Here is a 14,701-nt window from a genome sequence, read left to right on the forward strand (position 1 = left end):
AAAAATAAGCAGGAGGCAGAAATGATTTACACTGTGACTTTTAATCCGTCACTGGATTACATCGTGTCGGTAGAGAACTTCCAGCTTGGTCTTACCAATCGAACCAGTTCGGAGATGCTTTTGCCGGGAGGCAAGGGAATTAATGTTTCTACAGTTCTTATGAATCTGGGAATTGAGAGTACAGCCCTTGGATTTACAGCCGGATTTACCGGAGATGAGATTATCAGACGTCTTGAGGAGATGGGTGTGAGGAATGGTTTCATCCAGGTAGGGGAAGGCTTTTCCAGAATCAATCTGAAGCTGAAGAGTATAGACGGTACAGAAATCAATGGACAGGGACCGAAGATCGGAACTGATAAGGTGGATCTGCTGATGAAGCAGTTAGGAGAGCTTGGACAAGGCGATGTACTTTTCCTTTCCGGAAGCATTCCATCATCCATGCCGGATGATGCCTACCAGAAGATCATGGCTATGCTGGACGGCAGAGGCGTAAGAATCGCAGTGGACGCGACGAGAGATCTTCTGATGAAGGTTCTCCCCTATCATCCATTTCTTATTAAGCCAAATAACCATGAACTTGGTGAGATCTTCGGCGTAGAACTGAAAGACCGCCAGTCCGTGATCCCATATGGTAAGAAACTCCAGGAGATGGGAGCTGTGAATGTACTGATTTCCATGGCAGGAGAGGGCGCGGTCCTTATTGCTGAGAATGGAGACGTTTATGAGGAGCCTGCACCGAAAGGCAAGCTGATCAATGGTGTTGGAGCCGGAGACTCCATGGTTGCCGGATTTATGGCAGGATATATGGAGAAGCAGGATTATGAATATGCGTTCCACATGGGAATCGCAGCTGGAAGTGCCAGTGCGTTTTCTGAGAATCTTGCTACCAGAGAAGAGATTGAAGCTGTATATCAGCAGATCACAGGAAAGGATCAGGAGGAAAGGAAGAAATGAGGATCACAGATTTACTGGACGTAAGAAGTATTTCGTTAAATGCTGCCCCAGCAGATAAGTCTCAGACTCTGGATGCAGCGGTTTCCCTTATGACCAGAAGTGGCAAGATTAATGATGAGGAAGCGTACCGTAAGCAGGTCTATGCCAGAGAGGAAGAAAGTACTACAGGAATCGGGGAGGGAATCGCCATTCCTCATGGTAAATGTGATGCAGTAGAGAAACCAGGACTTGCCGCTATGGTGATCCCGGGAGGGGTTGACTTTGACTCTCTTGACGGAGAGCCGGTTACCTTGCTGTTTCTTATTGCTGCGCCAAATACAGAGGATAATGTTCATCTGGATGTGCTCAGCAAGCTTTCCATGATGCTGATGGATGAGGACTTTACCAAGAGCCTTCGTGCAGCGAAGACACCAGAGGAATTTCTTGCGATCATTGATCAGGCAGATGAGGAGAAGAAGAGCGTAGATGAGCGTCTGGCCGATATGGGAGAGGCTGAAGCGGATCAGTTTAAGATTCTGGCTGTTACTTCCTGTCCTACAGGAATTGCCCACACCTACATGGCAGCAGAAGGAATTGAGAAGGCTGCCAAGGCGAAGAACTGTTTTGTGAAAATTGAGACAAGAGGCTCTGGCGGAGCCAAGAATGTGCTTACAGAGCAGGAGATTCAGGATGCAGACTGCATTATCGTTGCGGCCGATGCCCAGGTTCCCATGGATCGTTTCGATGGCAAGAAAGTGATTCAGCGTCAGGTTTCTGATGGAATCAATAAGGCTGATGAGCTTGTAGAGCTTGCCATGTCTGGAAACGTACCGGTTTATCACAGCGGAAATGCATCAGCCTCATCACAGAGTCAGAATAAGGCCGGCGGCAGTGTGGGACACAAGATTTACACCCAGCTGATGAATGGTGTTTCCCATATGCTTCCGTTTGTAGTTGGCGGTGGTATTCTGATCGCCATTGCCTTTTTGATCGATGGTCTTATGGTAGATATGAATGCCCTGGATGTAACCGAGCGCTCTAATTTTGGGTCTATTACTCCGGCGGCAGCTATGTTCAAACAAATCGGTGATGTGGCATTTGGTTTTATGCTTCCGGTTCTGGCGGGATTTATTGCCATGGCAATCGGTGACAGACCGGCACTTGCACTTGGCTTTGTGGGTGGAATGATGGCACACAGCGGAACTTCAGGTTTTCTTGGTGCTCTGGTAGCTGGTTTTGCAGCAGGATATATTATTCTGGGAATTCGTAAGGTATGTGAGAAGCTTCCGGAAGCCCTTGAGAAGATTGCGCCGGTTCTGATTTATCCGGTTGTTGGTATTCTGATCATGGGACTTCTGATGCTGTTTGTTGTAGAGCCCATCATGGGGGGGATCAATACAGCACTGAATAACGGACTTACCTCCATGGGAAGCTCCAGTAAGATCATTCTTGGACTGATCCTTGGCGGAATGATGGCAATCGATATGGGTGGCCCGTTTAACAAGGCAGCATATGTATTTGGTACTGCAGCGATTGCAGCTGGTAACTATGATATTATGGCAGCCGTTATGGTTGGTGGTATGGTTCCGCCATGCGCCATCGCACTTGCTACACTTCTTTTTAAAGACAGATTTACGAAAGAAGAAAGGGAGTCTGGTCCTACCAACTTTATTATGGGACTTGCCTTTATCACAGAGGGAGCCATTCCTTTTGCAGCAGCCGACCCGCTTCATGTGCTTCCGGCATGTATTGTGGGATCTGGTCTTGCAGGTGCAATGTCCATGGCATTTGGCTGTACCCTGATGGCACCTCACGGTGGAATCTTCGTAGTTCCGGTTATGGGAAATGCAGTGCAGTATGTGAGTGCACTGGTAGTGGGAACTGTTGTTTCCGCAGTGCTCCTGGGAGTTCTGAAAAAGAAAAATGCCTGACAATGGATGTTCAAACAGGCTCTAATATTGGCTGCGGAATGAATGGTAACTCATGTCTGGAAAAGATATGCAGGTATAATCGTGTTATTGTGAAGGTCATGAACAGTAACATAATCGTGAATAGTGATTGACACAGAATGTGAAATCAGATATAAAGAAATCAAATAATAAGAAAATCAATAGAGACCAAAGATAAAAAGAAAAATGGAGGAATGAATCATGAGAGAATTTAAATATGTTGTAACAGACCCGGAAGGAATCCACGCACGTCCAGCAGGAGAGCTTGTAAAAGCAGTAAAGGCTTTTTCTTCTGATATCAAGATCGCAAAGGGCGGCAAGGCTATGAATTGTAAGGCAATCTTCGGAATTATGGGACTTGCAGTGAAGAAAGGTGACGAGGTTACTCTTACATTTGAAGGTGCAGATGAAGACGCTGCATATGAGGCAGTGAGCAAATTCATGCAGGAAACTCTGTAAGACAGGAAGGGGACATACCTGCGGGTATGTCCCTGTTTGTTTGTAAACAGCTTGTCAAAGTGATATTTGCGTGAGATTTTGGTGAGTATCACGAGAACGGGATAGGATGGCAGGAGCGTTTGGTCTCCTGTCAGCAGATCAAATAAGTGGGAGAGAAAAAATGCAGATATATAATGGAAAAAGTGTTTTCGGTGGTATTGCCATCGGTAAGATCAGCGTATATCAGAAAAAAGAGCAGCAGGTTAAGCGTGTGAAGATTGATGATCCGGAACAGGAGATGGCGCGCTATGAGAAAGCTAAAGCAGAAGGGATTAAACAGCTTCAGGGACTTTACGATAAGGCCTTGAGAGAAGTCGGGGAAGCCAATGCAGCAATCTTCGAAGTTCATCAGATGATGATGGAGGACGATGGATATAATGAATCTGTAGAGAATATCATTCGCAGCCAGGGCGTAAATGCAGAGTATGCAGTGGCAACTACAGGTGACAATTATGCGCAGATGTTTTCGGCAATGGACGACGATTATATGAGAGAGCGTGCAACTGATGTTCGTGATATTTCTGAGCGGCTTCTCACCATTTTAAATGGAGAAGAGACAGGGGCTGTAGATGCAGACGAGCCGAAGATCATTGTGGCAGAGGATCTGGCGCCATCAGAGACTGTACAGCTGGATAAGGATAAAGTTCTCTCTTTTGTTACAGTGAAAGGCTCCTTGAATTCCCATACAGCGATTCTTGCAAGGACCATGGCGATTCCTGCACTTGTAAATACTTCCGTGTCTCTTGAGAGTGAGATGGATGGCAGACTTGGAATTGTAGACGGGGCAGACGGTACATTTTATGTAGATCCGGATGAGGAGACTCTGGCAGAGATGAAGAAGCGCCAGGAAGAAGATCTTTCCAGAAAGCAGCTTCTTTTGACCCTTAAAGGAAAAGAGAACGTTACACTTGACGGACAGAAAGTAATGCTGTACGCTAATATTGGCAACATCAAGGATCTGGCAACAGTCATTCAGAATGATGCTGGTGGAATCGGTCTTTTCAGAAGTGAGTTTATTTATCTGGAGAAGGAAGATTTCCCAACAGAGGAAGAACAGTTCCAGATTTACAGACAGGTTGCACAGACTATGGCAGGCAAGAGAGTGATCATCCGTACATTGGACATTGGTGCAGACAAGCAATGCGATTATTTCCACATGGAGCATGAAGAGAATCCGGCACTGGGATGCAGGGCAATCCGTATCTGTCTGACAAGACCGGAGATTTTCAAGACACAGCTTCGTGCTTTATTCCGTGCCAGTGCATTTGGCAAGATCGCAATTATGTATCCTATGATCACCAGCGTACAGGAAGTGCGTAAGATCAAGGAAATCGTAGAGGAAGTGAAAGCGGAGCTTACCTCTCAGGGCGTAGAGTTTGGTAATCCGGAACAGGGAATTATGATTGAGACTCCGGCAGCAGCAATCATCAGTGATGATCTTGCGAAAGAGGTTGATTTCTTCAGCATCGGAACCAACGATCTCAGCCAGTATACTATGGCAATCGATCGTCAGAATCCTCAGCTTGACCTGTTTTTTGATCCTCATCATCCGGCAGTGCTGCGCATGATTTCCCTGGTTGTGGAGAATGCTCATAAGGCTGGTATCTGGGCTGGAATCTGTGGAGAACTTGGTGCTGACCAGTCACTTACAAAAGAGTTTCTGGCAATGGGAGTGGACGAGCTTTCTGTTTCACCGGGAAGTATTCTTCCACTGCGTAAGATCATTCTGGAAACCAATGTTACAGATTATAAGGCGGGAAAAGAATGTTAACACAGCAGCGACATGAGATCATTTTGGAGCTTCTGAGAGAGAAAGGAAGTATTACTGTCACAGAAGTGAAGGATCTTTTAGATACATCAGAGTCAACAGTGAGAAGAGATATCACTGCACTGGATAAGGAAGGCAAGCTGGAGAAAGTTTTCGGTGGTGCCGTGGAACTGAAGGAGCGGGTAACTGCATATGAATATTCAGTTGCCGAGAAAATGGGACTGAAGCTGGAGGAGAAGGACCGGATCGCAAAATATGCAGCAGGTCTTATCCAGGATGAGGATTTTGTCTATATTGATGCAGGTACTACTACTGGGGATATCCTGAAGTTTCTTAAGGTTACAAGGGCAGTATTTGTTACCAATGCAGTGGTACATGCCCAGACACTGGCAGGAAGAGGCTTTAAGGTTCTTCTTGTAGGTGGAGAGCTGAAGAGCACTACAGAAGCAGTAATTGGTAATCAGGCTATGAATACGATTCGTGGTTATCATTTTACCAAAGGCTTTTTTGGAACCAATGGACTTACCAGAAAGAGTGGCTGTACTACCCCGGATGCCAATGAAGCGGCAGTTAAAGCAGCTGCCATGGAGCAGTGCAGGGAGTGCTATGTGCTCTGCGATAGTTCCAAGTTTGACAATATCAGTTCTGTGACCTTTGCAGATTTTTACAGATCTACGATAATTACAGACAGGATTCCGTCTGGCTATGAAGATTGTGCTAATATTATAGAAGTACAGAAGGAACAGTAACTGTCTTGTTACTGTTCACTGGTAACGTTCCGCGAGGTGTTTTTTGTGAACAAAGTTCACAGAAAACCCGAGAATTAAGTTTGCGCAGCAAACGCTACTTCTTGTGCTTGTCACAAGAAGGTTCGTCTTTCTGTGCATCGCGAAGCGTGTTACTGTGAACGGAGTGAACAGTAACACTGTCTTTGGAATTGCAGGAATGATTTTTTTAATATACTCTGGATAAAGTGTTCCTTTCATAGTATAATAGTCCACAGGATTTCTGACAGATAAAGGTTGGGAGTTCTGTGGATTTTTATGGAATAGAAAATATGTTGGAATCCCCTGTTATGTACTAGCAGAATACATGAGGTAGAGCTATGATAAAACTGATCGCATCAGATCTGGATGGTACACTTCTGAAAGAAGGCACCATGGATATTAATCCGGAAATTTATGACATTATCCGAAAGCTGAAGGCTAAGGGAATTGTATTTGCGGCTGTCAGCGGCAGAGAATATGACAGTATTGAAAGAGTGTTTGCACCTGTGAAAGATGATATTTATTTTATTGCAGGAAACGGTGGAATCATTTCCTATCAGAGAGAGATTATTGAGAAAATGGCAATTCCTGCAGATATACTCAAAGAGGTTGTGGAGTATGTGAGAGCCCAGGAGGGAGCTTCTTTCATGACAGCAGGCAGTGCCCAGGCATACGTGGAGCGGGCAGACCAGGCTTTTGTGAAGAAACTTCGGGAAGGGTACAAGCTTCATGTAAATGAAGTGGACGATGTACTGAATGCTCCAGAAACTATGACAAAAGTTGCCATGTACAATGAAGAAGTGGATGCAGCTGTAGGAGCAGAGGAAGCGAAGCGGCGTTTTGGAGATAAGATTCAGATCATGGCTTCCGGTGATTACTGGGTGGATTTCGTGGATGTACATTCCGGAAAAGGAAATGCTCTTCAGAAACTTTGTAACCGTCTTGGAATTACGAAGAGAGAAGAGGTTGTTGCTTTCGGAGATAACTGCAATGATGTGAGCATGCTGCTGGAAGCTGGAAAGAGCTATGCAGTTACTACTGCCCGCGAGGAAGCCAAGCAGGCCGCCAGATACGTACTGGAGAAACCAGGTCCGGACAGCGTACTGAATGTGTTAAAGATGATTTTGGAGTTATAAGAGAAAAGAAGAATAAAGAAATGGGAGTACATTCAATTTTGTAATTCCATTGGAGAAATCTTTGATATTGTAGTGGAAGATATGATTCATCAATCAAAGGGATTACAGGGATAAAAAATCCGGGCTGTGTGGAGCAGTCCGGATTTTTGTGGGGCAAAATCAGGCAAGAATCCTTCCATCTGTGGAGATGGTGTACACCTGCCATGGAAGAAATTTTCCGCTGGCTTTCATGGCATTTATGGCTGCATTCTGGATTCCGCCGCAGCATGGAACTTCCATACGCACGATGGTAACACTCTTGATATTGTTCTGACGGATGATTTCGGTGAGCTTTTCGCTGTAATCTACAGAGTCCAGTTTCGGACAGCCGATAAGAGTAATCTTACCTTTGATAAAATCCTGATGGAAGTTAGCGTAAGCATAGGCTGTGCAGTCTGCAGCAATAAGAAGGTCAGCATCGTCAAAATATGGAGCATTGATAGGAACTAACTTAATCTGTACCGGCCACTGTTGAAGCTGGGAGTGTGCTTCCAGCTTTTTCTTATTTTCCAGAACTGCGGCTTCGTCGTAAGCAGCTGCCTCCTTTTCTACAAAAGAAATGGCATTTGTTGGACAGGCAGGGAGGCAGTCGCCCAGACCGTCGCAGTAATCTTCACGAAGCAGTTTTGCTTTACCATCTATAATTCCAATTGCACTTTCGTGGCAAGCGCGGGCACAGAGCCCGCAGCCGTTACATTTTTCTTCATCTATATGAATGATTTTTCTGATCATGAGAGTATCCTCCTTATCCCAACAACGTTTTCAAGTCTTCCTCTGGCGTAGTAATCGCAGCGATCCCAAAGTTTTCTACCAGATAATTCAGCACATTCTGTGATAAAAATGCCGGAAGGGTCGGGCCAAGACGGATGTTTTTGATTCCAAGGTGAAGCAAGGTAAGCAGAATGGAAACTGCTTTCTGCTCATACCAGGAGAGCACCATGGAAAGAGGAAGCTCATTTACCCCACATCCAAATGCTTCTGCAAGAGCGCCCGCAACCTTGATCGCGCCGTAAGCATCGTTGCACTGTCCCATATCCATCAGTCTTGGAAGCCCACCGATGGTTCCAAGGTCCAGATCGTTAAATCTGTATTTTCCACATGCAAGTGTAAGAATTACGGAATCAGAAGGAGACTGCTTTACAAAATCGGTATAGTAATTGCGTCCGCTTCTTGCGCCGTCGCAGCCTGCTACCAGGAAAAAGTGACGGATAGCACCTGCTTTTACAGCATCAATTACCTGATCTGCAACGCCAAGAATGGTTCCATGGGAGAAGCCGGTTGTAACGGAAGTTCCGCCGTTGATTCCGGTAAAATGCTGGTCTTCCTGATATCCGCCAAGCTCCAGGGCACGCTGGATAACTGGTGTGAAATCTTTTTCTTCATTAATGTGAACAGTTCCAGGGAAAGTGACAGTTCCTGTAGTAAATACCCGGTCCATGTAGCTTGGTTTCGGCGGCATCAGGCAGTTTGTGGTAAAAAGAACAGGAGCTGGGAGCTCTGCAAATTCTTTTTGCTGGTTCTGCCATGCAGTACCGAAGTTTCCTTTCAGGTGACTGTACTTTTTCAGTTCCGGATAAGCATGACAGGGAAGCATTTCACCGTGGGTGTAAATATTAATGCCTTTTCCTTCTGTTTGTTCCAGAAGAAGTTTCAGGTCATGCAGGTCGTGACCGGTAATGACGATGAATGGGCCTTTTTCCACAGTAAGAGGTACTGTAACAGGAGCTGGTGTGCCGTAAGTGGCAGTGTTAGCGCGGTCAAGAAGCTCCATGCAGGAAAGATTGTATTTACCTGTTTCCATTACAATAGGAAGAAGCAGGTCCATATCCCAGTCCTCGCCCAGTGCAAAAAGTGCTTTTGCGAAAAATTCGTTTACTTCTGTGTCAGTATATCCAAGTGTCATTGCATGGTAGGCATAAGCCGCCATTCCGCGGATTCCAAAGAGAATCAGAGATTTCAGGGAGCGGATGTCTTCCTGGGCGTTCCAGAGAAGCTTCATATCGTAGTCGTCGTTATGTCCGCAAGGGGAAGCGCAGCCGCCACAGTCTGGGCGAAGCCGGGCTTTTTCCTGGTGGATGCGGTCTGTGATTTCTGCGATGGCTTTGTCATCGAAGCTTACGTTGGTAAGGGTAGCAAACAGACCTTCCACCATCAGTTTCCATGTGGTTTCTGCAAGTGGTGTATTCTCATCTGCTGCATGGGAGAGTCCGATGAGAGCTCCGGTAAGTTCATCCTGAAGTCTGGCTGTATCAGCGGTTTTTCCACAGACTCCTTTGGCACCTGTACAGCCGGTACATCCGGCAGTTTGTTCACACTGAAAACAAAACATGTTCTGTTCCATAAATAGTTTCCTCCTGAATTTGATCATATTGTTCTATAAGGTATAAGCATTTCGTGAAAATAAGTTGATTGGTTTCTGATTGTTTTGTAATTGCAAAAGGAAAAGTAACAGGAAATTCTTTTCGCTTCGCATGAGAAAGTCAGAGATGGATAATTTATTTCTGCCACCGTCCTTGACTTTGTACGCATACTATAATATAATCCAACCAACAAGTATGTTGTTATAACAACAAAAGGAGAAAAATGAATTATGAATTTCTTTCCAGGACTTTTCTCTTTCAGGGAACAAGTCCAGAAGAAACAAAGCACATGCTTTCCTGTCTGAAAGCCACTCCGCAAAGCTTTGCCAAGGGCAGCACGATCTGGCAGGTGGGAGACCAGGTGAAGATGATGGGACTTGTGCTTAACGGCAGTGTTCATATTGAGAGCATTGACATGATGGGAAACAAGAGTATTCTGAACCGGATTGCGCCAGGCCAGGTTTTCGGAGAGACATATGCCTGCATTCCAGGGGAAAAGCTGCTCATAGGGGTGACGGCTGCAGAGGATTGCCAGATCCTTTTTCTGGAGGTGGGAAAGATTTTTCACACCTGTCCGGATACCTGTCCCTGCCATGAGAAACTGATCCGTAACATGCTGATGGTCATGGCGAAGAAGAACCTGGAACTTTCCAGAAGAAGCCTTCATACGGCACCGAAATCCATCCGGGGGAGGCTGCTTTCCTATTTTTCCCAGGAGATGGTGCAGCAGGGCAGCAGCCGGTTTACGATCCCCTTTAACCGGCAGGAACTGGCTGATTATCTTGGCGTAGACAGAAGTGCGCTTTCCAATGAGCTTGGAAAAATGCGAAAAGAGGGAATTATTGAAGTAAACAGAAACCAGATCCACTATCTGGAGTGTGTTTGAAAAAGGCTCTAAAGCAGGAGGGAGAAATATAAAATGAATCTGACACCATATTTTAAGAGTATTATCGATCAGGATGTTGCATCCGTTGTTATCTGCAACCTGAAGCATGAAATTATCTACATGAATCCGAAGGCCGTGGAGAGTTATCATAAATGGGGTGGTGAGGCACTGCTTGGAAAAAGTCTTATGAACTGTCACAATCCGAAGTCAAAGGAAATAATTGAAAAAGTGGTTGCCTGGTTTGAAGAAGATAAGGAGCACAACCGGATCCATACTTTTTATAATGAGAAACAGGCGAAGGACGTATATATGGTAGCCCTGCGTGATGAGGACGGAACTTTGATAGGCTATTATGAGAAGCATGAGTACCGGGCACGGGATGAGGAACCGTATTACAATTTCTGAAGCTAAAAACATGTTGCTGTCTATGATCTGACCGGCAGCACGCTTCGTGATGTATAGAAATCATGCATTCGCATGATTTTGCGCCGCAATTTTCGGGTTTTCTGTGAACAGGGACAAAAACATTAATTAAAAAATGAGTGGGAAAAGAAACTAGAGCGTGTTTGAAAAAGGCTTTCTGCAAGATGTGCGTCACAATTTGTGGGAGATTTTGCCCGGATGAGGGCGTCGTAGCGGGCTACGACAACCGAATTCGGGTGAAATATACCGCAAAGTGGGGCGTGCAGATTGCAGGAATGATTTTTCAAACAGGCTCTAAGACGAGCGAAAACGACAGAGGCTTGTTTTAGTTTCTTTTAAGGCATAAAAAAGTATATGAGTTTATTCGTAATCAGATAAACTTCATATACTTTTTGTTTGTAATTCTGTCAACTGAATACTGCAAATAATGCCCCAAAAAGTCCTGCACTTGCAGCTCCCATGATAAGACCAGCCAGAATGACACCAAGCATTACAGCCAGAACACTGGACTTAAAGTCCATGTCCAGAAGGCTGGCAGCCAGGGTTCCGGTCCAGGCACCTGTGCCGGGAAGAGGAATTCCTACGAAGAGCAGAAGCGCTACGAATAATCCGCGGCCGGCCTTTGCCTGAAGGGCCTTTCCTCCTTTTTCCCCTTTTTCAAGACAGAAGGTAAAGAAGCGCCCGATCACCGGTTTATCCTTGCCCCACTCCAGAACCTTGCGGGCGAAGAAATAGATAAAAGGTACTGGAAGCATGTTTCCGATAATGGCGATAATGTACGCCGGAACCAGCGGAATTCCGAAGCCTACAGCATATGGGATCGCGCCTCGCAGCTCAATCAGCGGTACCATAGAAATAAGAAAAACGATTAGATAACTTTTCATGTTTAAAATCTCCTCTAATTTCAATCCAATAATATTCGACTTATTATACACGAAAAAAAATGAATTGAACAGGGCAAAAAAAAGAAATTACTATATTAATACAGGAAAAAGAAAGCATTTATGCTAAATCATAGAAAAAGAAAGATTTTATGCCAAACCTATTGACAGAAGTTATTTAAATGCTATAATAAAAACAAACATATGAATAATTGTTCATATGAAAAAAGAGAACATTTTCAAAAGGAGACCACTATCATGAAAAAAACTTACAAGATCGATGTTGACTGCGCAAACTGTGCAAACAAGATGGAGGAAGCTGCTAAGAACACTGCTGGTGTTAAGGATGCGACTGTAAACTTCATGACTCTGAAAATGATCGTTGAGTTTGAAGATGGACAGGAGCCGAAGGCTGTTATGCAGGAAGTCCTGAAGAACTGTAAGAAAGTAGAAGACGACTGCGAGATCTTCTTATAAAAACAATGAGGAAAAGTAGTTACTAGAGCGTGTTTGAAAAATGCTTTCTGCAAGATGTACGTCACAATTTGTGGGAGATTGCGGGAATGATTTTTCAAACACGCTCTAGGCACAGAATGAACAGTAGGACAGTGACCGGACTGGATGTACTCTGTTCAGTCACGCAAATGAATTAAGCGAATATGTCGCGTGCCAGCGACATCATTATAATGGAGGCCGTGCCCTCAAGGCATGTGAAAGAATATGAACAAGAAGCAGAAAAAAGTATTGACCAGAATTATTATTGCTTTTGTCCTTTTGGTTTTGCTGCGCTTTCTTCCGGTAGATGGCTATCTTCGAATGGCACTTTACATGGTCCCGTATCTGGTGATCGGTTATGATATTCTGAAAAAAGCGTTTAAGGGAATTAGGAACCGTCAGGTATTTGATGAAAATTTTCTGATGGCAGTTGCCACAATTGGTGCCATTGCTCTCGGCGATTATCAGGAAGGCACTGCGGTTATGCTGTTCTACCAGATCGGAGAACTTTTCCAGAGTTATGCCGTTGGAAAGAGCAGAAGAAATATCAGCGAGCTGATGGATATCCGTCCGGATTATGCAAATATCGAGCAGGACGGCAAGCTGGAAAAGGTAGACCCGGACGAGGTAGAGGTTGGAACTATCATTGTGGTTCAGCCAGGAGAGAAGATTCCAATTGACGGAACGATTGAAGACGGAAATTCCACATTAAATACAAGCGCATTGACAGGAGAAAGCCTTCCGCGAGATGCGAAAGTGGGAGATGAGATCATCAGCGGCTGCATTAACATGACAGGTGTATTGAAAATCCGCACCACGAAGGAATTTGGTGAATCTACGGTTTCCAAGATCCTGGACCTTGTTGAGAACTCCAGCTCCAAGAAATCCAGATCTGAAAACTTTATTTCAAAATTTGCAAGATATTATACCCCGGCAGTCTGCTACAGTGCTCTGGTACTTGCAGTTATTCCGCCTCTTTGCAGAATGCTGTTTATGGGACTTTCTCCGGAATGGGGAGACTGGATCTACCGTGCCCTGACGTTCCTTGTAATCAGCTGTCCATGTGCACTGGTGATCAGCATTCCCCTCAGTTTCTTTGCTGGAATCGGTGGTGCCAGCAATCAGGGCGTTCTGGTAAAGGGCTCCAACTATCTGGAGACACTTTCCCAGACGAAGATTGTTGTTTTTGATAAAACAGGTACTATGACAAAGGGCGTATTCGAGGTCAGCGGAATCCACCATAATGAGATGGAGGATGCAAAGCTTCTGGAATATGCAGCATATGCAGAGTGCTCTTCCTCACACCCCATCAGCAAGAGCCTTCAGAAAGCATATGGCAAGCCAATTGACCGCAGCCGTGTCACAGACATTGAGGAAATCGGTGGAAACGGTGTTATTGCAAAGGTGGACGGTGTGTCTGTAGCTGCCGGCAACGCGAAGCTGATGAACCGTCTTGGTATTGCGTACAAAGAGTGCCATCATGTAGGAACGGTTGTCCATATGGCTGTGGATGGAAAATATGCAGGTCATATCCTGATTTCTGACATTATCAAACCTCATGCCAAAGAGGCAATTGAGAACCTAAAAAAAGCAGGCATTACAAGAACGGTTATGCTCACTGGTGACGGAAAAAAAGTGGCAGAGTCTGTAGCAGCTGACCTTGGAATCGGAGAGGTTCACAGCGAGCTTCTTCCGGCGGATAAGGTTTCCAAGGTGGAAGAACTTCTGGCAAATAAGTCTGAAAAAGAGAAGCTTGCCTTTGTTGGAGACGGAATCAATGATGCACCGGTTCTTTCAAGAGCGGATATTGGTATTGCAATGGGTGCGCTTGGTTCTGATGCTGCAATCGAGGCGGCTGACGTTGTGCTGATGGATGACGACCCGTTAAAGATTGGGAAAGCCATTCGCATTGCCAAGAAGTGTATGCGAATTGTATATGAAAATATTTATTTTGCAATTGGCGTGAAACTGATCTGCCTGGTACTTGGTGCCCTCGGCATTGCAAACATGTGGATAGCCATTTTTGCAGATGTAGGCGTTATGGTACTGGCAGTGCTCAATGCAATCCGTACTTTGTTTGTGAAAAATCTTTGATGATGATATCGAGGTATTCAGAATGAAAAAAGACATAGATAAAGAAGTGGAAATCTGTGATTGCTGTGAGGTCCATGAAAATCTTCTGCAAATTGTAAACGAGACCATCCCAGAGGAAAACGAGCTGTACGATCTGGCAGAGCTGTTCAAGGTGTTTGGAGATTCTACCAGGATCCGGATCCTGTTTGTACTTTTTGAAGCAGAGGTGTGCGTGTGTGACCTTGCAAAGGCATTGAACATGACTCAGTCAGCTATTTCCCACCAGCTTCGTATCCTGAAACAGAATAAACTGGTAAAAAGCCGCAGGGATGGAAAATCTATATTCTATTCTCTGGCAGATGAGCATGTTCGGACGATCATTGACCAGGGAAGAGAGCATATAGAGGAAGATTAGAGGTGTCAAGCGTTTTTGAAAATGTCCTAAAATAATTGAAGTATTAGCCCCGGCTTTTTGCTGGGGCTTGTTATATTG

General features: G+C 45.0%; 16 protein-coding genes and 1 pseudogene. 12 read left to right on the plus strand and 5 right to left on the minus strand.

Features of this window, described 5'->3' with window-relative positions:
- Positions 1–21 precede the first annotated feature (21 nt).
- From pfkB to ACESTK_RS06385, 6 genes are all read left to right on the plus strand, one after another.
- Positions 22–954 carry a 1-phosphofructokinase gene (gene pfkB / locus ACESTK_RS06360; protein WP_148461884.1) on the plus strand — a complete coding sequence of 311 codons (933 nt, stop codon included), beginning with the start codon at positions 22–24 and terminating at the stop codon, positions 952–954.
- Positions 951–2,864 carry a fructose-specific PTS transporter subunit EIIC gene (locus tag ACESTK_RS06365; protein WP_373119185.1) on the plus strand — a complete coding sequence of 638 codons (1,914 nt, stop codon included), beginning with the start codon at positions 951–953 and terminating at the stop codon, positions 2,862–2,864. Before pfkB ends, ACESTK_RS06365 begins: the two co-directional genes overlap by 4 nt.
- Before the next feature lie 219 nt (positions 2,865–3,083).
- Positions 3,084–3,341, plus strand: a complete 258-nt coding sequence (locus ACESTK_RS06370; RefSeq protein WP_118579528.1) for an HPr family phosphocarrier protein — start codon at positions 3,084–3,086, stop codon at positions 3,339–3,341.
- Between the two features lie 160 nt (positions 3,342–3,501).
- A complete protein-coding gene (ptsP, locus tag ACESTK_RS06375; protein ID WP_187566072.1) occupies positions 3,502–5,151 on the plus strand; it encodes a phosphoenolpyruvate--protein phosphotransferase in 1,650 nt (549 codons plus the stop codon).
- On the plus strand, positions 5,145–5,897 hold the full coding sequence (locus ACESTK_RS06380) for a DeoR/GlpR family DNA-binding transcription regulator (protein ID WP_118579534.1): 753 nt from the start codon (positions 5,145–5,147) through the stop codon (positions 5,895–5,897). The genes ptsP and ACESTK_RS06380 overlap by 7 nt, the downstream gene beginning before the upstream one ends.
- Before the next feature lie 356 nt (positions 5,898–6,253).
- Positions 6,254–7,051, plus strand: coding sequence for an HAD family hydrolase (locus ACESTK_RS06385; RefSeq protein WP_118579537.1), 798 nt, complete (start codon positions 6,254–6,256; stop codon positions 7,049–7,051).
- Positions 7,052–7,210: 159 nt separating this feature from the next.
- Here the strand turns inward: ACESTK_RS06385 and ACESTK_RS06390 are convergent, their stop codons facing one another.
- On the minus strand, positions 7,211–7,822 hold the full coding sequence (locus tag ACESTK_RS06390; RefSeq protein WP_118579540.1) for an ATP-binding protein: 612 nt from the start codon (positions 7,820–7,822) through the stop codon (positions 7,211–7,213).
- Positions 7,823–7,835: 13 nt separating this feature from the next.
- Positions 7,836–9,431 (minus strand): hydroxylamine reductase, encoded by a 1,596-nt coding sequence (gene hcp, locus ACESTK_RS06395; protein WP_226838092.1) that lies wholly within the window; start codon positions 9,429–9,431, stop codon positions 7,836–7,838.
- Positions 9,432–9,673: 242 nt separating this feature from the next.
- Here hcp and ACESTK_RS06400 point away from each other — a divergent pair, with 242 nt between their 5' ends.
- Both ACESTK_RS06400 and ACESTK_RS06405 read left to right on the plus strand, forming a co-directional pair.
- Positions 9,674–10,336 (plus strand): Crp/Fnr family transcriptional regulator, encoded by a 663-nt coding sequence (locus ACESTK_RS06400; RefSeq protein ID WP_187566073.1) that lies wholly within the window; start codon positions 9,674–9,676, stop codon positions 10,334–10,336.
- A gap of 33 nt (positions 10,337–10,369) precedes the next feature.
- Positions 10,370–10,741: a PAS domain-containing protein gene (locus tag ACESTK_RS06405; protein WP_173719399.1), complete on the plus strand. Its 372-nt coding sequence runs from the start codon at positions 10,370–10,372 to the stop codon at positions 10,739–10,741.
- A gap of 122 nt (positions 10,742–10,863) precedes the next feature.
- Here the strand turns inward: ACESTK_RS06405 and ACESTK_RS06410 are convergent, their stop codons facing one another.
- Entirely contained in the window at positions 10,864–11,004 is a 141-nt protein-coding gene (locus ACESTK_RS06410; RefSeq protein ID WP_308768423.1) for a DUF6783 domain-containing protein, read from the minus strand.
- On the opposite strand from ACESTK_RS06410, the pseudogene ACESTK_RS06415 reads away from it, so the two are divergent.
- Positions 10,963–11,088, plus strand: a pseudogene (locus ACESTK_RS06415) (DUF6783 domain-containing protein); the annotation flags it as partial. The gene ACESTK_RS06410 and the pseudogene ACESTK_RS06415 overlap by 42 nt on opposite strands.
- A 78-nt stretch (positions 11,089–11,166) precedes the next feature.
- Here ACESTK_RS06415 and ACESTK_RS06420 read toward each other — a convergent pair.
- Positions 11,167–11,643: a small multi-drug export protein gene (locus tag ACESTK_RS06420; protein ID WP_118579636.1), complete on the minus strand. Its 477-nt coding sequence runs from the start codon at positions 11,641–11,643 to the stop codon at positions 11,167–11,169.
- A gap of 255 nt (positions 11,644–11,898) precedes the next feature.
- On the opposite strand from ACESTK_RS06420, the gene ACESTK_RS06425 reads away from it, so the two are divergent.
- Positions 11,899–12,117, plus strand: a complete 219-nt coding sequence (locus tag ACESTK_RS06425) for a cation transporter (protein WP_118579549.1) — start codon at positions 11,899–11,901, stop codon at positions 12,115–12,117.
- On the opposite strand, the gene ACESTK_RS06430 is transcribed toward ACESTK_RS06425, so the two are convergent.
- Complete coding sequence (locus ACESTK_RS06430; protein WP_373119189.1) at positions 12,112–12,219, minus strand: DUF6783 domain-containing protein; 108 nt, start codon at positions 12,217–12,219, stop codon at positions 12,112–12,114. The genes ACESTK_RS06425 and ACESTK_RS06430 overlap by 6 nt on opposite strands.
- 141 nt (positions 12,220–12,360) lie before the next feature.
- Between ACESTK_RS06430 and ACESTK_RS06435 the strand changes: the two genes are divergently transcribed.
- Complete coding sequence (locus ACESTK_RS06435) at positions 12,361–14,229, plus strand: heavy metal translocating P-type ATPase (RefSeq protein WP_187566074.1); 1,869 nt, start codon at positions 12,361–12,363, stop codon at positions 14,227–14,229.
- A 22-nt stretch (positions 14,230–14,251) separates the two neighbouring features.
- Positions 14,252–14,623 carry a helix-turn-helix transcriptional regulator gene (locus ACESTK_RS06440; RefSeq protein ID WP_148461875.1) on the plus strand — a complete coding sequence of 124 codons (372 nt, stop codon included), beginning with the start codon at positions 14,252–14,254 and terminating at the stop codon, positions 14,621–14,623.
- The last annotated feature ends 78 nt before the right edge of the window (positions 14,624–14,701 follow it).

This window comes from Ruminococcus sp. Marseille-P328 (genome assembly GCF_964249465.1).
Lineage (GTDB): Bacteria > Bacillota > Clostridia > Lachnospirales > Lachnospiraceae > Blautia_A > Blautia_A faecis.